Origin of the sequence: Streptomyces sp. NPDC096311 (genome assembly GCF_044763085.1) — a bacterium.
Lineage (GTDB): Bacteria > Actinomycetota > Actinomycetes > Streptomycetales > Streptomycetaceae > Streptomyces.
Map to the genome: position 1 here is coordinate 225795 of NZ_JBIWFN010000017.1, position 17718 is coordinate 243512.

Annotated in this window: 17 protein-coding genes and 2 pseudogenes; 10 read left to right on the top strand and 9 right to left on the bottom strand. The window is 68.6% G+C overall.

Annotated features, from left to right (window positions below; genetic code table 11):
- The first annotated feature begins 45 nt into the window (after positions 1 to 45).
- Positions 46 to 930, top strand: coding sequence for an alpha/beta fold hydrolase (locus ACIRA5_RS36870; protein WP_403698465.1), 885 nt, complete (start codon positions 46 to 48; stop codon positions 928 to 930).
- A gap of 8 nt (positions 931 to 938) precedes the next feature.
- A pseudogene (locus tag ACIRA5_RS36875) lies at positions 939 to 1319 on the top strand (low temperature requirement protein A); the annotation flags it as partial.
- A 97-nt stretch (positions 1320 to 1416) separates the two neighbouring features.
- On the opposite strand, the gene ACIRA5_RS36880 reads toward ACIRA5_RS36875, so the two are convergent.
- The 4 genes from ACIRA5_RS36880 to ACIRA5_RS36895 all read right to left on the bottom strand — a co-directional run bounded on the left by ACIRA5_RS36880 (position 1417) and on the right by ACIRA5_RS36895 (position 4454).
- A complete protein-coding gene (locus ACIRA5_RS36880; RefSeq protein WP_403698467.1) occupies positions 1417 to 1767 on the bottom strand; it encodes a tetratricopeptide repeat protein in 351 nt (116 codons plus the stop codon).
- Between the two features lie 28 nt (positions 1768 to 1795).
- On the bottom strand, positions 1796 to 2305 hold the full coding sequence (locus ACIRA5_RS36885) for a MarR family winged helix-turn-helix transcriptional regulator (protein ID WP_403698469.1): 510 nt from the start codon (positions 2303 to 2305) through the stop codon (positions 1796 to 1798).
- Between the two features lie 118 nt (positions 2306 to 2423).
- Positions 2424 to 3497: an alkene reductase gene (locus ACIRA5_RS36890; protein ID WP_403698471.1), complete on the bottom strand. Its 1074-nt coding sequence runs from the start codon at positions 3495 to 3497 to the stop codon at positions 2424 to 2426.
- 291 nt (positions 3498 to 3788) lie between these two features.
- Positions 3789 to 4454 carry a TetR/AcrR family transcriptional regulator gene (locus ACIRA5_RS36895; protein ID WP_403698473.1) on the bottom strand — a complete coding sequence of 222 codons (666 nt, stop codon included), beginning with the start codon at positions 4452 to 4454 and terminating at the stop codon, positions 3789 to 3791.
- Between the two features lie 283 nt (positions 4455 to 4737).
- Here ACIRA5_RS36895 and ACIRA5_RS36900 point away from each other — a divergent pair, with 283 nt between their 5' ends.
- Complete coding sequence (locus tag ACIRA5_RS36900) at positions 4738 to 5514, top strand: SDR family NAD(P)-dependent oxidoreductase (protein ID WP_403698475.1); 777 nt, start codon at positions 4738 to 4740, stop codon at positions 5512 to 5514.
- Positions 5515 to 5638: 124 nt separating this feature from the next.
- A complete protein-coding gene (locus tag ACIRA5_RS36905) occupies positions 5639 to 6772 on the top strand; it encodes an ABC transporter permease (protein ID WP_403698476.1) in 1134 nt (377 codons plus the stop codon).
- Positions 6773 to 6931: 159 nt separating this feature from the next.
- On the opposite strand, the gene ACIRA5_RS36910 is transcribed toward ACIRA5_RS36905, so the two are convergent.
- From ACIRA5_RS36910 to ACIRA5_RS36920, 3 genes are all read right to left on the bottom strand, one after another.
- Entirely contained in the window at positions 6932 to 7138 is a 207-nt protein-coding gene (locus ACIRA5_RS36910; protein WP_403698478.1) for a hypothetical protein, read from the bottom strand.
- Positions 7139 to 7322: 184 nt separating this feature from the next.
- Positions 7323 to 7730, bottom strand: a complete 408-nt coding sequence (locus ACIRA5_RS36915; protein WP_403698480.1) for a nuclear transport factor 2 family protein — start codon at positions 7728 to 7730, stop codon at positions 7323 to 7325.
- Positions 7731 to 8855: 1125 nt separating this feature from the next.
- Positions 8856 to 9512 carry a TetR/AcrR family transcriptional regulator gene (locus ACIRA5_RS36920; protein ID WP_403698482.1) on the bottom strand — a complete coding sequence of 219 codons (657 nt, stop codon included), beginning with the start codon at positions 9510 to 9512 and terminating at the stop codon, positions 8856 to 8858.
- A 564-nt stretch (positions 9513 to 10076) separates the two neighbouring features.
- Between ACIRA5_RS36920 and ACIRA5_RS36925 the strand changes: the two genes are divergently transcribed.
- From ACIRA5_RS36925 to ACIRA5_RS36935, 3 genes are all read left to right on the top strand, one after another.
- Entirely contained in the window at positions 10077 to 10619 is a 543-nt protein-coding gene (locus ACIRA5_RS36925) for an ester cyclase (protein WP_403698484.1), read from the top strand.
- A complete protein-coding gene (locus ACIRA5_RS36930; protein ID WP_403698485.1) occupies positions 10616 to 12436 on the top strand; it encodes a flavin-containing monooxygenase in 1821 nt (606 codons plus the stop codon). Before ACIRA5_RS36925 ends, ACIRA5_RS36930 begins: the two co-directional genes overlap by 4 nt.
- Before the next feature lie 239 nt (positions 12437 to 12675).
- Positions 12676 to 13779: an extradiol ring-cleavage dioxygenase gene (locus ACIRA5_RS36935; RefSeq protein ID WP_403698487.1), complete on the top strand. Its 1104-nt coding sequence runs from the start codon at positions 12676 to 12678 to the stop codon at positions 13777 to 13779.
- 354 nt (positions 13780 to 14133) lie between these two features.
- On the opposite strand, the gene ACIRA5_RS36940 is transcribed toward ACIRA5_RS36935, so the two are convergent.
- Positions 14134 to 14937, bottom strand: a complete 804-nt coding sequence (locus tag ACIRA5_RS36940) for an SDR family NAD(P)-dependent oxidoreductase (protein WP_403698489.1) — start codon at positions 14935 to 14937, stop codon at positions 14134 to 14136.
- Between the two features lie 160 nt (positions 14938 to 15097).
- On the opposite strand from ACIRA5_RS36940, the gene ACIRA5_RS36945 reads away from it, so the two are divergent.
- The 3 genes and pseudogenes from ACIRA5_RS36945 to ACIRA5_RS36955 form a co-directional block, all read left to right on the top strand.
- Positions 15098 to 16525 (top strand): amidohydrolase family protein, encoded by a 1428-nt coding sequence (locus tag ACIRA5_RS36945; protein ID WP_403698491.1) that lies wholly within the window; start codon positions 15098 to 15100, stop codon positions 16523 to 16525.
- 29 nt (positions 16526 to 16554) lie between these two features.
- Positions 16555 to 17055, top strand: coding sequence for a luciferase family protein (locus ACIRA5_RS36950; protein WP_403698493.1), 501 nt, complete (start codon positions 16555 to 16557; stop codon positions 17053 to 17055).
- A 159-nt stretch (positions 17056 to 17214) separates the two neighbouring features.
- A pseudogene (locus tag ACIRA5_RS36955) lies at positions 17215 to 17343 on the top strand (gfo/Idh/MocA family oxidoreductase); the annotation flags it as partial.
- A gap of 27 nt (positions 17344 to 17370) precedes the next feature.
- Here ACIRA5_RS36955 and ACIRA5_RS36960 read toward each other — a convergent pair.
- Positions 17371 to 17718 (bottom strand): MarR family winged helix-turn-helix transcriptional regulator (locus ACIRA5_RS36960; protein WP_403698495.1); only part of this gene is annotated, 348 nt, incomplete at its 5' end.

Genomic DNA, 17718 nt, shown 5'->3' on the forward strand with positions numbered 1-17718 from the left:
GGGTTCTCCGCCACCCACATTCAAGAGCAACCAAAGGACCGCATCATGACACCCGTACCGTCCGACGCCGAACTCGCCCAGTCCCTGGACGGCGACTTCGAGAGCCGTCACGCCGAGGTGAACGGCCTCGATCTGCACTATGTGATCGGCGGCCAGGGCAGCCCGCTGATCCTGCTCGGCGGCTGGCCGCAGACCTGGTGGCAGTTCCACAAGATCATGCCGGCGCTCGCACGGCAGCACCAGGTGATCGCCGTCGACCTGCGCGGCATGGGCTCCTCCGGCAAGCCCGAGTCCGGCTACGACAAGAAGACGATGGCCGGCGACATCCTCGCTCTGGCGCGCCACCTCGGGCACGAGCAGGTGGACATCGCCGGCCACGACATCGGCGCCATCGTCGCTTACAGTTTCGCCGCCAACCATCCCGAAGCGGTCCGCCGCATAGCGCTGTTGGACGTGCTGCACCCCGAGGAGAGCTGGTTCCAGTTCAGCGTGCTGCCCCGGCCCGGACAGTTCGTCGCGTGGTGGTTCGCATTCAACCAACTCCGCGGGCTGCCGGAGCAGTTGCTCGAAGGGCGGTCGCGCTACCTGGTCGATGCGATGTTGGACCTGTTGACAGCCGACCCGGCGGCCATCAGCGACTTCGACCGCGCCGTGTACGCGCAGGCGTACTCCACGCCGGAGGCGATCAGGGCGGGAAACCGCTGGTACCAGGCCTTCACCCAGGACATCGAGGACGAGAAGGGCTACGGCACGCTGACTCCGCCGATCCTCGCCGTGACCAGCGCGCACACCTACGAGCCCGCACGGACCATGCTGTCCCGCACGGCGCTAGACGCCGAGATCGTGAAGGTTGACGGGTCCGGGCATTTCCTGGCAGAGGAGCAGCCGGAGCTCGTGGTGCAGCACCTCACCAGGTTCTTCGGAAAGTAGTGTGCAGCGTGGTCGGTAAGGGTGGCGAGTCGGCGGAGTCGGATGAGAACACGGAAGCGGATGCGGACGAGCGGCATGCCACCTGGCTGGAGCTCTTCTTCGATCTGATCGCCGTCGCCGGAGTCTCCCAGCTCGCGCATCTGCTGCACGGCGAGCCGGGAGCAGGGGACTTCGCGTAATACGTGGTGCTCTTCTGCGCGTTCTGGATGACTTGGACGTGCTTCACCCTGTACAGCAACGTGGCCGGCGACCGGACCCGCACCCGCATCCGGCTGGCCGGTATGTTCGGCATGGCGGTGATGGCCGCCGCCGTGCAGGGCGTGCGCGAAGGCGTGCACATGCAGGCCTTCGCCGTTGTGTACGTCCTGATGCGGATCCTGGGCAGCCGTGTCTGGCAGGCCCGCGGTCAAGTGCTGCTGGATTGCCCTGGAATGGCAGGGCGCCCGCCCCTGGAGAGGCGCCCTGAAGAGGCCCTTGCAAAGACCGTCACGCAACGGCCTCGCCGTCCCAGGCGGCGGCAATCCGCAGGTAGGGGGCGGCCTCGTCCGCGCGGCTCTGCCGTTCCAGGGTGCGCCCCAGGAGCAGGTGCGCGTAGGCATCGGCCGGATCACGCTCGATGAGTCTGCGGACCGTGGCCTCGGCCTGCTTGAGCTGTGCCGAGTGGTAGTAGGCACGGCCGAGCAGCAGCCGGAGGGCGTTGTCGTCGGGGAAGTCCTGGACGAGCCGGTCGAGGATTCGCGCGGCACCGGTGTAGTCCTTCGAGGAGAACATGAACTTGGCGCGCGTCCACAGGGCGTCCGGGGTCTCGAGGATGTCGTGGATCGGGTTCGGATTCATGGCGTATCCAATGCGTGCTGCGGGTCGGTCAGTCGCAGGGTTCGTCGGCGCAGACGCAGGGGGCGTTCCCCGCGTGGTGGGACAGGTTGCGCTCGAGGCGTTCCAGTACGGCGAGTGCCTCGGCCTGTGCCGCCTCGCTGAGGCCGTCGGTGAGCTGGTGTTCCAGGTCGATCCGGATGGCCTCGGCCTTGCGGCGCAACGCGAGGCCGGCATCGGTCGGCTCGACGATGACGGATCGCTTGTCGCTGGGGGAGGGGATACGGCGTACCAGGCCCGCCCGCTCCAGGCGCTGCACGGTCCGCGTCATCGTCGCCGCGTCCGAGTGGACGAGTTCGCCGAGGTCCACTTGGCGCATGGCGCCGTGCTCCCACAGTCTCCGCATCACCAGCTCCTGGCTCGGGTGGAGTCCGATTTCCCGCAGCAACTGGCCGGCGAGCATGCGGTACAGGCGCCCCATGCGGAAGATCGCATGGCTGACCGGGCCGTGATGCGCGGCCGACGGGACTTCCGTGGCCTCGTTCCCTGACGTTGTGTCCATGCGTATCGATCCTCCAAGCCGGCACGGTCGGTGGTTGGTCCGGAAAGCGCCGCGGCGCCCACCTGGCCGTAGGCCGAGGGGCGCCGCGGTCTGCCAGTCGTGGCTACTGGCGGGGGTGTCAGTCGAGGGTGGGGTAGTCGGTGTAGCCGGTGTGGTCGCCGCCGAAGGAGGTGGCGCGGTCGGGGGTGTTGAAGGGGCCGCCGACGGCGAGGCGCTTGGGCAGGTCGGGGTTGGCGAGGAAGAGGCCGCCGTAGGCGAGGAGGTCGGCGGTGCCGTCCTCGATCAGGTCCAGCTCCTTGTGACCGGTGGGCTCCTGGCCGGTGAAGGGGTTCAGGATGAACGTGGTCGGCCAGGCCTTGCGCGCCTGCGTGGTGAAGTCGCGGTAGCCGGGAGCTTCCATCTGGTGCAGGTAGGCCAGGTTCAGCGGGGCGAGGGCGTCCACCAGGGCGGTGTAGGTGGCCTCGACGTCGGCCCGGTCGCTCTCGTCGATGTCGTTGAACGGGTTGCCCGGCGACATGCGGAAGCCGGTCCTGTCGGCGCCGATCGCGTCGGCGACGGCCTTGGCGGTCTCGACGGCGAACCGGGCGCGGGCCTCGGGCGAGCCGCCCCAGCGGTCGGTGCGGGTGTTGGAGTTGGGGGCGAGGAACTGGTGGATGAGGTAGCCGTTGGCACCGTGCAGTTCCACGCCGTCGAAGCCGGCCTCGATCGCGTTGCGCGACGCGGACACGTAGTCGGCGATCGTTGCCTCGACCTCGGCGTCGGTCAGCTCCTGGGGCACCTCGAAGTCCTTGAGGCCGTCGTGCGTGTAGATCTGGCCCTTGGCCTGGACGGCGGAGGGGCCGACCGGCTGCACGCCGGTCCAGCTGGAGTGCCCGACCCGGCCGGTGTGCATGATCTGCAGGAAGATGACACCGCCCTTGGCGTGGACCGCGTCGGTCACCTTCTTCCACGCCGCGACCTGCTCTGCGGAGTGGATGCCGGGGGTGTCGGGGTAGCCCTGGCCGATCGGCGACGGCTGGGTTCCCTCCGTGACGATCAGGCCCGCGCTCGCCCGCTGCGCGTAGTACTCCGCCATCAGGTCAGTCGCCGACTCCCCGGGACCGTACGCACGGCTGCGCGTCATCGGGGCCATCACGATGCGGTTGGACAGGCGGGTGCCGCCGAGGTCGTAGGACTGGAAGGCCGTCGACATGATCATCATCCTTGCTCGTGAAAGGCGGGCCGCGTAACGGGGCAGCCCCTTGCTGACAGATCTCGGTGCTGCTGCACCGGAGCCATTCACTGTCTGAACAAGTAAACCCCATGATCGCATTCCGCTTCACTCGTGATCCACGTCACTTCGGAGCGGCTGGCGCGCGGAAAAACATCATTTCGGGCCATTTGGTCGAATCTTAGGGCAGGGGCATAGGTTGATTGTCCGGGCATCTGGTGCCCCTTATGAAACTCGAAGATGGTCGACCAACAAGCTTGAAGTGGTCGAACCTCAGCTCCGTGAGGGGTCCGTCTGCAGGTGGATGCTGAGCTCTTCGTGTGTCGGGGACGCGGGAAGCGTCCGGGCGCCGTTCGGGCGCAGTCCGTCCACAAAGATGTGCACGTGGCGGGTGGCGAGGGCGGTGGCCTGTTCCTCGGGGAGGTAGGGGAGGGGGCGGCAGGCCAGGGCTCCGGTGGTGATCAGGTCCATGGGTGTGGCGTCGGGCCGGATGGCCCCCTGGGCGCGCGCGTGAGCCAGCAGTTCTTCCAGGAGGGGGGTGATCCGGCCCTGGAGCTCGACTGCTTCGCGTGTGGTGGGGACAGGGCCGCCGATCAGGGGGAGCACGAGCGTGTCCCGTTCCTCGACCAGGCGCAGCAGGAACCCCTCGATGGCGGCCAAGGGGTCCTGTGGGGCGGTGTCCAGTGCGTCGCGAGCGGCCTGGTGCAACAGGGTGAACCCGTCGAGCACGACCTGCTGAACGAGGGCGTTCCGGTCGGGGAAGCGCCGGTAGAGCGTGGCGATGTTCACTCCGGCGCGGCGGGCGATCTCGTCCAGTGGCGCGGCGGTGCCCAGTTCGCGAAAGGTGGTGCGGGCGGCGGCGAGGATCTGAGCCCGGTTGCGGGCCGCGTCCGCCCGCAGCCGCGGCCTGTCGCTCTCACCGGCGGTGCGGGAAGTCACCGTGAGCCCGTCCTCTCTCGACCGTGCCGGCCGGGCCCTGATCCCTGCCGGTCGATGCGTCCGAGATTACGTCAGCAGCACTCCTCGGAACACATAAGTGAAGGATTTCCTGCGGTTGGTGTTACGGTGTATGAGCCCGCCGGGGCACACACCGGGGCCTCGCTCACGAGGACACCTCGGATATGCCTGAATCCCCGGTCGGCCTTCCGCTCGGGCACCGCAGCCGTCGCCCGCAGCGATTCCCCCCCCCACGTTTCCCGAGAGAAGAGAAGTGGTGTCATCCGTGCAGAGGACACGTTTCGAAGGCAAGGCGGCAGTCGTTACCGGCGGCAGCCGCGGGATCGGCGCGGCCGTCGCGAGGCGGCTGGCCGGTGAAGGCGCGGCGGTGGCGATCGGCTACCGAGGCAACAAGGAGGCGGCGGACGCCCTGGTTGCGGAGCTCGGCGCCGAGGGTGGCCGGGCGATCGCCGTTCAGGCCGACGCCGCCGTCCCGGAGCAGACCGGGGCGCTGATCGAGCGTGCGGTGGCGGAGTTCGGCGGGCTGGACGTGCTCGCGTCCTGTGCCGGCATCGAGCACTTCGACGCGTTGGAGAACATCACGCCGGCCGACTTCGATCGCGTCTTCGCGGTCAACACACGCGGGCAGCTGTTCGCCGTCCAGCACGCCGCCGCCCACATGCGTGAGGGCGGCCGGATCGTGCTGACCTCATCGGTGAGTGCGTCCAAGGCGTTCTTCCGCCACACCCTGTACGCCGCCAGCAAGGCGGCGGTGGAGTCGATGGTGCTGAACCTGTCCGCCGAACTCGGGCAGAAGGGCATCACCATCAACGCCATCGCTCCGGGCGGCACCGCCACGGACATGGCGGCCGAGCACGGGGCGAGCTACCAGCACCCCGAACTGGTCGGCAAGCAGGCCCTGTCCGAGTGGCTCGACGTCGGGATCGCGCTGCGGCGGCTCGCGGAGCCCCCGGAGATCGCCGCCGGATACGCCTTCCTCGTCTCCGACGACGCGGCCTACATGACCGGCCGCACCCTGCAGGTCGACGGCGGGATGTTCTAGAGCCGGACAGTCCGACCACCGAGGGGCGGCCAACCCGCCCCTTGCCCTGTCCTGCCCGCAGCCACCTCGGGAGCACATCGCCGCAGGTGGCTGAGGCCCGCTGACATCGAAAGTTCCTCATCTCATGCCCCACGCCACCCAGTTCTCTCCCGGCGCCCCGCCCGGGTTCATCCCTCACGATCCGAGCGCGGACCCCGCAGCCGATCACGCCCGACACGCCAGGCACGCGCTGGTCGACTCCGAGCCCGGCCTTCCCGCCCCGGTGCTCGCGGCGGCCGCCGGTGCCCGCAAGGCGATGCTCGTGCCAGTGATCACCGCGCTGGCGATCGGCACCGTGTTCGTGGCCGTCTACCTCGCGGCCTTCCACGCACCGTCGGCGCGACATCAGCCCATAGGCATCGCCGCATCCGACAAGGTGGCCGCCCGCACGGAACTCGCCCTCAACAACGCGGCGCCGAATGGCTACACCTTCTACCGCTACCCGGACGCCGAGGCCGCCCAGCAGGCCGTCACCCACGACAAGGTCCCGGCCGCCCTCGTCGACGACGGCCGCGGAACGCGTGTTCTGGTGGCCGGCGCGCAGGGGCCGTCCACGGTCTCCAGCCTTGCCAGCGCGATGACGGCGGCAGTCGGGAAGCCGGTCCCCGTCAAGGACGTACTGCCCCTGGCCGCCGGCGACTCCCGCGGACTGTCGGTGTTCTACGCCGCCTTCGGCGTGGTGCTCGCCGGCTTCCTCTTCGCGGTGTCCTCCTACCAGATCGCACCGCGCCTGCGGTTGGCCGTCCGCGTCGGCTCGATGCTCGTCTTCTCGGCCGCCTCCGGCGTGATGGTGGCACTGATCGCGCACACCGCCTTCAGCGCGCTGCCGGCCTCGTTCGCCGTGGTCGCCGTCGTGGTGGGCCTGCTGGCGTGGGCGTCCGCCGCGGCGGCCGGGCTGCTGCTGCGCCTGTTCGGGCCGCTCGGCATGCCGGTCGCCTCCGTGGTGCTGCTGATCCTCGGCAACGCCACCTCCGGTGGCATCCTGCCCGCCACCTTCCTGCCCGCATGGCTCTCCCCGCTCGCTTCGCTCATGCCTCCGGCGGCCGCCGTACGCGGTCTGCGAGGAGCCGCGTACTTCCACGACACGCATCTCACCGGAGCTGTCCTGACCCTGGCTGCATGGGCGTTGGGCTGCCTCACGCTCCAGTACCTCATGGACAGGTCGGCCCAGCGGCGCGCGACTCCGGCTGCTGTCGCCGCCACCGCAACAGGCACTTGAACATCAGATACGGCCGCTGACGACGGCAATACCATGACGTCGGCAGCACGTGACGGGCGTTCTTGCGATCGTCGTCGCGGCGCGTGCGCGCGCCCGTTCGGGTGCCAAATGCCAGAGCAGTCGTCTCGGGCGGCGGCCGAGGCGGGTTGCCAGGGCCCGTCAGGAGAGGGCCGGCGGGTCTCCCGCCGAGCCATCGGGGTCGGCGGGAGACGCGTCCATGAGGTTTGCGTCGATCCGAGCCAGTATCCGCATGCCCTGGCTGTATTCCTCGTCCGTGAACCCGCCCGCGGTGATCCCCTCCAGTTCGCGCCATGTCTGCAGGACCCGATCACGCATGGCCTGGCCGGCGCGGGTCGCGTTGACCACTACAGCGCGGCGGTCCTGGTTGGAGGGCTTGCGGGTGACGAAACCCGACGACCGGTCTCTTGTGGTAGGGCCACGTACTGTCGGTCAGGACGCGCTCCGGTGTGGTCGATGCCCGCATGCAGTTTCTTGGAATTGCGCGGTGGCGGCACGGGCGGACACGGCCCGGAGGTGATTCGGACTGAGGTCAGTGGCCGCCAGGCGGCGCCGGCAGTACCGGCGCCATGTCGATGAACGTCTGCATGTTGTCCACGAGGCCGTCGGCCCGCCGGTGCACGAGCGTGGCGCAGGGCAGTCGGACCGTGCTGCCGTCGAGCATGTTGTAGGCGGCTTCGCCCACCAGCATGGTGTCCTCCCCGCAGTGCCACACGCTCAGGAAGGTGTGGGTCATGCCGCGGATGGTGCTGAACAAATTCGAGGACGCGGCCCGCACGGCGTCGTGTCCGCTGATGGGCTCCGCGTTGCCGAGCCTGAGGATGACGTCCTCGCTGAGGTTGCTGATGAGCCCCTCGACGTCGAGCGTCTCCATGGGGGCGTACAGCTCGGTGATCCACGCGGGCGGCATATCGGTGCTCTGCGCGGTCTGTTGGTTCATGGTCCACTCCTTTGTCGCCATGAGGTGCTCGTGATGTGTTCGGGTCGTCCGGCGCCTGGGCTCAGGCACGGGTGAGGTCACTGTCCGAGGCTGGGCGCTGACCCGTCGCCGTGGAAGGTAAGGAAGGACATCGCGTTCGTGAGGTCTTCATCTAGGTGGGTGCGCTTGACCGCCTGGTTCGAGACGGGTGTGCGGATGAGGCCGGGGCCATGGCGTTGAGGTGATCCCGTGCTTTTTGTCCTCAGAGGCCAGGGAGCACACGAGGAACCGATCGCCTTTCGTCCGGCTGAGTAGGCAGCTGTGCCGGGCGATCTGGCGTGGAGGGTCTACAGGCCGTAGCCGTGATCCGGATCGGTCGTCCTACTCCAGTCCCGAACAGGAACGCTTTGGTGGGGTGGAGGAGAGGGGGCGCGGTTGTTGTCCGTGCCTCTGCGCCGCGTTGCCCAGTCGGTGTCGTCGAACGAGGAGATGGGAAGGATGCCGATGTTGTGGACGGGCGTTCACTGGGGCGAGTCTCGCGATCGCGGCGGTGTGCCCGTCCTGTGCGAGCCGCTGGGCGAATGCCTTGCCGATTCCCGCAGCGCCGCGGGTGATGGCAGCGACTCTGCTGCCGTTCCGGGCTGCGAGCGATAGGCGTCCGTCAAGGCGGCTTCCTTTCACGTGAGCGCGGTGCACCGTCGATGATCGGGTGGGTTCGCGTGGGCCTCATCGTCGGAGAACTGGCGGCGGTGGGTCCGGCTCAGGCGAGTGCGCCCGGCGGGCCGGACTCGGCGGTGTGGTGGAACAGTGCGGCTGACGTCCGGGGCGGCTCCTGCTTGCGGCTGCGCTGCCGGACCGGCCATAACTGTATGCAGGTTCGAGCCGTCGTCAACCCCTTGTGCGTACAGTTTTGTGCCCGGGCGGAGTCACCTCGCGGCGCGCGCTCTGGTCATCGCTGCGGGTGGGTACTCGGGTTCCAGGGGCCAGGCGAGGGCGGCGGCAACGGTGAACAGCCCTTTGGTGCGAAGGAGTTCGAGTCGGCATGACGGCGGGTTCACGGCCGCGCATGTGCCGCTCCAGGGCCCCGAACGCGTCATCCGCAGACCCAACCCGCCGCGGATGCCAGTGGACTTGACAGGCCTCGAGTCAGTCGCGCTGCCAAGCCTTGAGGATGTCGTCCAGCTGTGTCGATGTCGGGGCGGCGGCCGGAAGTGTGGGGGCGCGATGTCCGCGCTTGATGCCGTCCAGGAACACCGTCAGATAGCGCTGGTAGAGGTCAGGATCGACTGTCCGGAAGGCTTCGATGAGGGTACCGGTAACGGCGAACAGGACGGCGATGTCACCGGTGCCCAGGTCGTCACGCACCTTGCCGGCCTCTCGAGCGCGGTCCACCAGGCGTTCGACTGCGGGCAGGATGCGTGTGCGGTCATCCGGGCCTTCGTCCTCGGGCAGTCGACCGTGCAAGAACGCCTGGAGCCCGCGGTTGTCGCGCAGCAACTCGCAACTGCGCTCGATGAACTGTGTGAGCGCAATCCACGGGTCCTCGATGGCAGCCGTCTCGTCGATCAGCGCGCGGACGGCGGCGAGTTGGTCGGCGAAGACCTCGTAGTACAGCGCGTCGAGGTTCGGAAAGCGCCGGTACACGGTGGCGAGACCGACGTCCGCCGAACGCGCAATCAGCTCGCGCCCTGCGTCGATCCCGGACTCGGCAACGAGTCGGCGGGCCGCCTCGACGATTCGCTCGCGCTTTTCCTCGGCGTCGCGTCGCAGCTTGGGACGGCGCGGTTGAGCTGGCTGCGTCATGACGAAAACGATAGGTCAAACGAGACCGTCGCGCTTTCCCGTGATCGTCAGGGCTTCGTGGGGCTTGGTCGGCTCCTTCTCCGGCCGTGCATTCTCCTTGCGCGGCCTCGCGAGTTCAGCCGCGTCCGTCCCGGACTTCTCCGCCTTCTTCGATGTGATCGAGGAGAGGGTTCCTGGGGTTCGGGTTGCGGTGCCAACTGGTCGCGTGTGAGGAGTTCAAGTCGTCGTGGTGCGCCACCGTGGCCCCGGCCCCGTTCGGGGTCGCGCCTCGCTCCGCGATGATCCGTTCCTGCGGTGGGCGTCTGGCTCTTGGGCCACTCTGCGAGGTCTTTTGCCAGGTCAGACAGGCCTGGCAGAGAGGGACGACGGGTTCGCGGGCCGCTTCCGTCCGGTGGGAAATCGCTGGTCCCTCCGGCGGAGCGGACGCCGATACATAACTGAGAAAGGTCCTCCACTTCCGTTGACGCGGCGGTGCACAAGGTGCTCTGATGGCCGAACCGGGGGCCACCACCGCATCCGTGAGCCAGCTGTGGCCCGTCCGCGCGAGCCCCATGAGGAGCGACGATGCCCACTGATCCGCTTGCCGTCGTGAACCGGCAGTTCCAAGACATCATCAACGCAAACCGCCCGGACCTTGCCGAGGAGGTGTTCCACCCTCAACTCATCGTGGAGCGCGCCGGTATACAGAACACGGTGCGATACCTGGCCGGACGGAATCCGTCCCCGGTCGGCGGTCCTGGCGGTCCTGGCGGCCCGGCTGGGCCGCCGACCGATCCGATCGAGGGTTTCAAGTTCGGCCAGAGCACGATTGCGGCGGCGTTCCCGGACATGCGGGTCGAGGTCGTCTCCCAGGTGGTGCAGGGCGACCAAGTCGTCAGCCGGGTGCGCGTCACCGGCACGCACGAAGGCGATTTCTTCGGGCTTCCTGCGACGCACCGCAAGGTGGAGTTCGACGAGGTGCTGTTCATGACCGTCACAGAGGGCAAGGTCAGCCGGGTCTGGGGCCTCGGTGACGACTTCGCGTTTCTCGAACAGCTCGGCGTCCTCCCCGGCCCCGAGAACCCGTCCCGGCCCGCGGCGCTTGGCGACGAGGGGGCTCCGGCATGAGCATCCCCACGGCCCGTCCTGGTGCACTCGGGTTCGATCCTGAGGAGATCAGTCGCAAGTACCGTGAGGAGGCCGAGCGCAGGCGCCCGGTGGATCAGACGCTGAGCGTGCCCGTGGCATCGGGTACTCCTGTGTCCGTGGCCGATCCGTTCGCCGATCCGGACTACACCCGCCCGGCGCTGACCGACGAGGTCGACGTGATCGTCCTCGGAGCCGGCTTCACCGGGCTGATCACGGCGATCCAACTACGCAAGGCCGGCGTTAAGTCGGTTCGAGTGATCGACAAGGCGGCGGGCTTCGGCGGGGTGTGGTACTGGAACCGCTACCCCGGTATCCGCTGCGATGTCGAGTCGTACATCTACCTGCCGATGCTCGAAGACATCGACTTGGTCCCGCCGGAGAGGTACGCGCACGGCGACGACATCCGGGCGCACTGCCAGGCGCTGGCGGAGAAGTTCGGCCTCGACGAGACGGCGTGCCTGCAGACGCAGGTGACGGGCGTCCGCTGGGAAGCCGAGACAGACCGCTGGGTGGTCACCACCGACCGCGGCGACGAGATGCGGTCGCGGTTCGTATGCCTCGGCGGCGGTTCGCTCGATGTGCCCGTCGTCCCCGATGTTCCTGGCCTCGACGAGTTCGAGGGGCATGTCTTCCACTCCAGCCGGTGGGACTACGCGTACACCGGAGGGACGGCACACGGCGAACTCACAGAGTTGGTCGACAAGAAGGTCGCCGTCATCGGGACGTCCGCGTCCGCGATCCAGTTCATCCCCTACCTCGCACGTGACGCCGAGGCTCTCACGGTGTTCCAGCGCACGCCCGCCGCAGTCCTGCCCCGGGGCAACCGTGTCACAGACACCGAGTGGTATAGCGGCCAGGCGGCCGGCTGGCAGATGGAGCGAATCGAGAACTTCACCGCTGTCGTGCAGAGCCCACCCGGTGAGGCCCCACCAGCCCTCGACCTCGTCGACGACTCGATGACCCAGCTGTTCAAGTGGACGCGCACTCCGCCGCAATCCTTGGCGGCCGGCATCGCCGGCCTGGACGCCCCTACCCGCCAGTTGATGATCAACTACGCGCTGATGGAGAAGGTCCGCGCCGACATGGGCGCACTCGTCGATGACCCGGAGACCGCCGAGGCCGTCAAGCCCTACTACAACCTGGGCTGCAAGCGCCCCCAGTTCAGCGACAGTTACCTGCAGAGCCTCAACGCGCCGCACGTGTCACTGGTCGACACGATGGGGCAGGGCATCGAACGCCTGACGCGCACGGGTGTCGTGGCGGGCGGCGAGGAGTACGAGGCCGACTGCGTGATCTTCGGAACCGGATTCTCGGTCAACGGAGCGCGTGCCCACACCGGCGGTTTCCCGGTCATCGGTCGCGGAGGTCACCAGTTGGCCGACAAGTGGGCCGACGGGATGAGCTCGCTGCACGGCATCATGACCGCGGGCTTCCCGAACCTGTTCGTGATCGGAAGCATCTCGCAGGCGGCGCACAGCTTCACCTTCTCGCACTTCGTCATCGAGCAGGCCGCGTATTCGTCTGCCCTCGTCACGCGGTGCCGCGACACCGGCCAGGCAAGTGTGGAGCCCCGGATCGAGGCCGAGAACGGCTGGCAGGAGCGCATCGCCGCGGACCGCGCACAGGTGCCCAGGATCGACCTCGGCTGCGCCCCGGACGAGGTGTTCAAGCTCGTCCGCTCGGGATACCCCGGTGGACCGATCGCCTACCAGCGCATCTGTCGCGACTGGCTGGAGAACGGTGGCGTCGAACGCGACCTCGTGTTCCAGCCGGCCATGGTGTCCGCGACTCGTTAGCGCCGCCGCCTCTGCCAGGTCCAGACGCGTAACTCGTCGGCCGGCGTCCTGATCTCTGGCGTCGACTGCACGATTCCGGGCCTCGCGGTCGCGGCTTCCGGCGGTGACTGCCTTCCGCAGACGGCCGGATGGGCCTGTCCGCGCCATGCGGACCGTCTTGGACAGGCCGCTATTCGCGCCTTACACGATCACCAGAAGTTGCAGCACTCCCCGTTCGAGTCGATTGCGAAGGAGTACAAATGGGCGAGATATTGGGACTTGGACTCACGCATTATCCGCCGCTGAGCGGGCTGGACGATGACATGGCATGGCTTCTTCGGCAGGGGTTGGCTGATCCGCTCGTGCCCGAGCATGCCAAGGACACCGGCTCGTGGCCGGAGCGCATGCGAGAGGAGTGGGGCTCCGACGAGGGCCGGTCGGCGGCGAAGACGCACCGCGAGCGGTTGGTAGCCGGCTTCGACCGTTGCCGCGCCGAACTCGACGCGTTCAACCCGGACGTCGTTTTGATCTGGGGGGATGACCAATACGAGAACTTCCGCGAGGACGTCATCCCGCCCTACGCCGTCCTCGCGTACCCCGACATGACGATCAAGCCGTGGGCGAACATGGCGCACTCCTCGGGAATGGACGACCGGCCGAACATCTGGAACGAGGGCCCCGACACGTCCATCGAGGTGATGGGCAGCCCGGACGTGGCCCGGCGCCTGGCGACACAACTTCTGGACCAAGGCATCGACGTCGCCTACGCGTACAAGCCGCTTCACCACGACGGCTTTGCCCACGCCTTTCTGAACACGCTGCTCTATCTCGACTACCACCGGCGCGGATTCCCCTACCCGGTGATCGCGTTCCCATTGAACTGTTACGGGAAACTGGTCGTAAGCAACAAGGGATTCGCGGTCTCGCTGGGCGACACACCGGCCGAACTGGATCCGCCCTCTCCGCCGCCGTGGCGGTTCATGGAAGTGGGCCGCGCCGTCGCCCGGGCATGCGCCGAGAGCGACCTGCGCGTGGCGCTCATCGCCTCGTCCAGCTGGAGTCATGCCTTCGCCTGCGACAAGACCTGGCGCCTCCAGCCCGACATCGCGGCCGACCGCGAAGTGTACGCCGCCCTGGCCAACGGTCAGTACGACGTCTGGCGCGACCGGTCCCTCGCCCAGCTGGAGGACAGCGGCCAGCAGGAACTACTCAACTGGTTCACGCTGGCCGGCGCGATGGAAGAGCTGGGACGCATGAAACCCGACTGGAGCATGTTCGAGGAGTCCTACGTGTTCAACTCGTCGAAGGTGTTTGCGGCGTACAGGCCGGGACCGTCCAATGTCGAACGACCGTCGGCGGAGTAACTCACTGTGGCCGGGCTCAAGCCCGGCCACTGAGGCCATCTGAGTAGTGGTGTGGGACCAGGCGTGTTGTGCCCTTCCGATCTTGAGCGAGGTCCACCGGACGGGACTCTGCGCGGTGATGGTGGCCGGGGCCGGGCATACGAGCAGGGCTTCTTGGCGGCTCAGAGTTTGTCTACGCCAACGAGCGGTCCAGGAGGCTCTGTTGTCCCAGTTGACGACTAGTGCGGGCGTTGAGGTGGCCACTGGCACCACCCCGGCCGGCGTCGCCCCTCCGACAGGGACCGCTCCGCCCAGATCGCCTTGAACGGCAGACGGCTGGACCCGCGGGTCCAGCCGTCGACTGTCGACTGTCGTTCAGGAGGCCAGGTCGCCACCGTCGACGACCAGGACCGTCCCGGTCACGAACGCGGCCAGGTCGCTCGCGGCGAACAGGACGGTGCGCGCGATGTCGTCGGGGCGGCCCGTGCGTCCCAGCGGAAGCTGGGCGCCGTAGGCGTCGAGGACGTCGCCGAGCTGCTCGACCTCGCGCTTGTACGCGACTCCCGGCGTCTCGGTGAGCGTGGGCGCGACGGACACCGCGCGGATGCCGTGCGGGCCCAGCTCGACGGCCAGGCTCTTGGTCAGGCCGACCACGCCGTGCTTGCTGGCCACGTAGTGCGCGGCGTTGCCGCCGCCCACGACGAAAGCGGCTCCCGAACTGATGTTGATGATGACTCCGGGGCGCCCCGCGTCGATCATCCGTCGGGCCGCTTCGCGGGCGCCGGTGAAGCTGCCCCGGAGGTTGAGCTGGAGCAGGCGGTCCCACTGCTCGTCGGTGATGTCCATCAGGGGGCTGGAGGGATAGGCGCCCGCGTTGTTGACCCAGATGTCGAGCGCGCCGAACCGCTGCACGGCGGTGTCGGCGAGGGCGGCCACCGCCTCGGTGTCGGTGACGTCGGCGACGGCGGCGAGTGCCGACCAGCCGCGCGCTTCCAGGGCGTCGGCCTGCGCCTGGGCGGCCTCCTTGTCGCGGTCGGCGACGACGACGTTCCCCCCGGCCTCGGCGAGCCGTTCGGCGATGGCGGCACCTACGCCCGCGCCGGCGCCGGTCACGACGGCGGTGCGGCCCGTCAGGGAGACGAGGTCGGAAAGGGGGGTTCCGGTGAGGTCGGGAACCATGTGATCAGATCCTTCGGTGAAACATTGGTCGACCAAGTAGTCGCTTGCTTGGTCAAATGTACAACCATTGAGTTTTGTTCCCGGGGTGAGAGGTCGCTTCGCCTGGCGTGTAGATTGGTCGACCAATTGAACGCACTGGGTGCGACACCTGAGAGGTCCCATGAGCGACATCCTCATTCGCGGCGGCCATGTCATCACCATGGACCCCGACATCGGCGACCTGCCCGAGGCGGACGTGCTCGTCCGTGACGGCCGTATCGTCGACATCGCCCCGAACCTGCCGGCGGGCGGGGCACCTGTGGTGGAGGCGTGCGGCCGCGTCGTCGTTCCCGGATTCGTCGACGGCCACCGGCACGCCTGGCAGAGCCTGCTGCACGGGCTCGCCACCGACTGGAGCTTCCCGACGTACATGCGCCTGGTCCGTGGCGGCTACGGCGGCTGCTTCGACGCCGAGGACGCCTATCTGGCCAACCTGCTCGGCGGCCTGGAGTCGATCTCCGCCGGCATCACCACCGTCGTCGACCACAGTCACCTCCAGACCTCCGCCGACATCAGCACCGCGCTGCTGCGTGGCCTGTGGGACAGCGGCGTGGGCGGCTACTTCGCCTACGCGTTCCAGAACGCCCCCGACTGGTCGGGTGACGCGCCGGCCGCCCCGGAAGTCCTCAACGACCTCCTCACCCGTGCTCCGGACCCGGAACACGACGAGCGCTTCCGTAGCGTGCGCAAGACGCTGGCCGACCTGGACCGGGCAGGCTCCCGCCGCCTCCGGCTCGGGGTGGCCCTGCCCGAGACGGCCCCCTACCTGCCGCTCGACATGGTCCGGCCGCTGCTCGAACGCGTCCGCTCCCTGGAGCCGGAGCTCATCACCGGACACTGGAACGCGCTGGTGCACGGGGACCAGTACGTCTCCACGCTCAAGTCCCTCGTCGACGAAGGTCTCTTCCACGGCGTGACGGTGCTGTCGCACTGCAACCAACTCGACGAGGACGACCTCGACGTCATGGCGCGTGCGCACATCGGCCTGGTCACCACACCCTGCACGGAGGGCGGCATGGGGCTGGGCCCGTTCCAGGCCCGCCGGCTCGTCGGCCGGGGCGGCGCGGCGGCTCTCGGCGCCGACACCACCTGCTACGCGCAGGCCGACATCCTCGGCGAGGCGCGGGCACTGCTGGAGGCGGAGCGCCGGGACGCGGCCGTCACGGCGGGCGGCATCCCGCAGCAGCTGCCGCCCGCACGCGGCGCCCTCGAACTGGCGACCAGCATCGGGGCCCGGGCCGTCGGACTCCAGGACGAGGTGGGAACCCTGACCCCGGGCAAGCGGGCGAACGTCACGGTGATCCTCCCGGACCCGGTACGAGCCCGCCCCGGCACCGACCCCGTGGCCACCCTGGTCCACTACACCGGACCCGGCGACGTGGAGACCGTGCTCGTCGACGGCGAGATCCGCAAGCGCGCGGGTCGACTCGTCGGCATCGACACCGCCGACCTCACCCGACGGTGCGCCGAGTCGCTCGACGCCATCCGCAGCCGCTATGCGGCACTGCCCGCCGATGTCGTCGAGGGCGCATGGCGCGGCATCTTCTGACGGCGGATCGAGTCACGGAAGGACAAGACATGAGCACCGGTATGGCAAGAGATGCCGACCTTCCCGAGCGGGCAGGTCTCCGCCCGCACACCACCCCCGCCACCCCACACATCCAACTCGATCAGTACGCGCCCCCGGCCTTCCAGGACGAACTGTGGAGCCTGATGACCGGCCTGCGGGGCGTGACCACCGGCCGCAGCGGCATCTCGCTGCCGCAGACGCGGGCTCTGCACCTCGACCCCGCGCTCGCTCTGGGACCCGACGAAGCGTTCATGGTGGGAACCGAGTTCGCCCATCTGCACGGGGACGGCAGCGGCAGCCTGCACGCGGCCCTGCCGCCCCAGCGTGCGGCAGAGGCGATCCGGACGGGATGGGCGGAGGAGCACCCGGTCGTGACCATGGGCCTGGGGCCCGAGACCTGGGTGATGCTGTACGGGCCGCAGGACGACAGCGAACTCGCCGTCATCTGGCGGCTGGTCCAGGACAGTCACGCCTTCGCATGCGGACAGGCATCGACATCCCGCGCGTGAAGCGGAACGGCTGTCCGGCCCGTGACCGAGAGGTGACGGGCCGGACAGCCGTTGCCGTTTCAGCCCACTTCCACCGCCGTGTGCAGGACCCGCTCGGCGCCGACCTTGCGCACGGGACCGGTGAGGTGGAGCGTGCCGCGCAGCCGGATGTCGGTGCTGGAGGTGGCCCGCTGTCTGCGGGCCGGCGCCACCGAGTCGCCGCTCGTTCCCCTGGACGGCACGCTTGCGGTCATGGCGACGCTGGACGCCGTTCGCGCGAGCATCGGGGTCCGCTACCCGGGAGAATGAGGCAACCGGGTCAGCCCGCCTCGGCGGTCAGCCGACGACCGAGGGATCACCTGCGTCGGAGGATGTGCCGGTGAGGTTCGTCTCGATCCGGGTCAGGACCCGCATCGCTTGCTCGTACTCGTCCTGTGAGAACCCCGCGGCGGTGATCGACTCCAGGTCGCGCCAGGCCTGCAGAACCCGGTCGCGCAGGGCCTGGCCCGCGCGGGTGGTGTTCACGACGACGGCTCGGCGATCGGTGGGGGAGGGGTTGCGGGTGACGAACCCGGACTGCTCCAGGCGCTGCAGCATCTTGGTGACGGTGGACGGATCGAGCCCCAGCGTCTTGATGAGGTCGGCCTGGCGCTGTTCGCCGCGTTCCCACAGCTGCATCATCAG

Bases quoted from the DNA above. Each gene is read 5' to 3' on its own strand.
- ACIRA5_RS36950 (WP_403698493.1), top strand. From the start codon at position 16,555: ATGAGCACCGGTATGGCAAGAGATGCCGACCTTCCCGAGCGGGCAGGT.
- ACIRA5_RS36940 (WP_403698489.1), bottom strand. From the start codon at position 14,937: ATGGTTCCCGACCTCACCGGAACCCCCCTTTCCGACCTCGTCTCCCTG.
- ACIRA5_RS36925 (WP_403698484.1), top strand. From the start codon at position 10,077: ATGCCCACTGATCCGCTTGCCGTCGTGAACCGGCAGTTCCAAGACATC.
- ACIRA5_RS36920 (WP_403698482.1), bottom strand. From the start codon at position 9,512: ATGACGCAGCCAGCTCAACCGCGCCGTCCCAAGCTGCGACGCGACGCC.
- ACIRA5_RS36945 (WP_403698491.1), top strand. From the start codon at position 15,098: ATGAGCGACATCCTCATTCGCGGCGGCCATGTCATCACCATGGACCCC.
- ACIRA5_RS36890 (WP_403698471.1), bottom strand. From the start codon at position 3,497: ATGTCGACGGCCTTCCAGTCCTACGACCTCGGCGGCACCCGCCTGTCC.
- ACIRA5_RS36930 (WP_403698485.1), top strand. From the start codon at position 10,616: ATGAGCATCCCCACGGCCCGTCCTGGTGCACTCGGGTTCGATCCTGAG.
- ACIRA5_RS36885 (WP_403698469.1), bottom strand. From the start codon at position 2,305: ATGGACACAACGTCAGGGAACGAGGCCACGGAAGTCCCGTCGGCCGCG.
- ACIRA5_RS36870 (WP_403698465.1), top strand. From the start codon at position 46: ATGACACCCGTACCGTCCGACGCCGAACTCGCCCAGTCCCTGGACGGC.
- ACIRA5_RS36915 (WP_403698480.1), bottom strand. From the start codon at position 7,730: ATGAACCAACAGACCGCGCAGAGCACCGATATGCCGCCCGCGTGGATC.
- ACIRA5_RS36905 (WP_403698476.1), top strand. From the start codon at position 5,639: ATGCCCCACGCCACCCAGTTCTCTCCCGGCGCCCCGCCCGGGTTCATC.
- ACIRA5_RS36880 (WP_403698467.1), bottom strand. From the start codon at position 1,767: ATGAATCCGAACCCGATCCACGACATCCTCGAGACCCCGGACGCCCTG.
- ACIRA5_RS36935 (WP_403698487.1), top strand. From the start codon at position 12,676: ATGGGCGAGATATTGGGACTTGGACTCACGCATTATCCGCCGCTGAGC.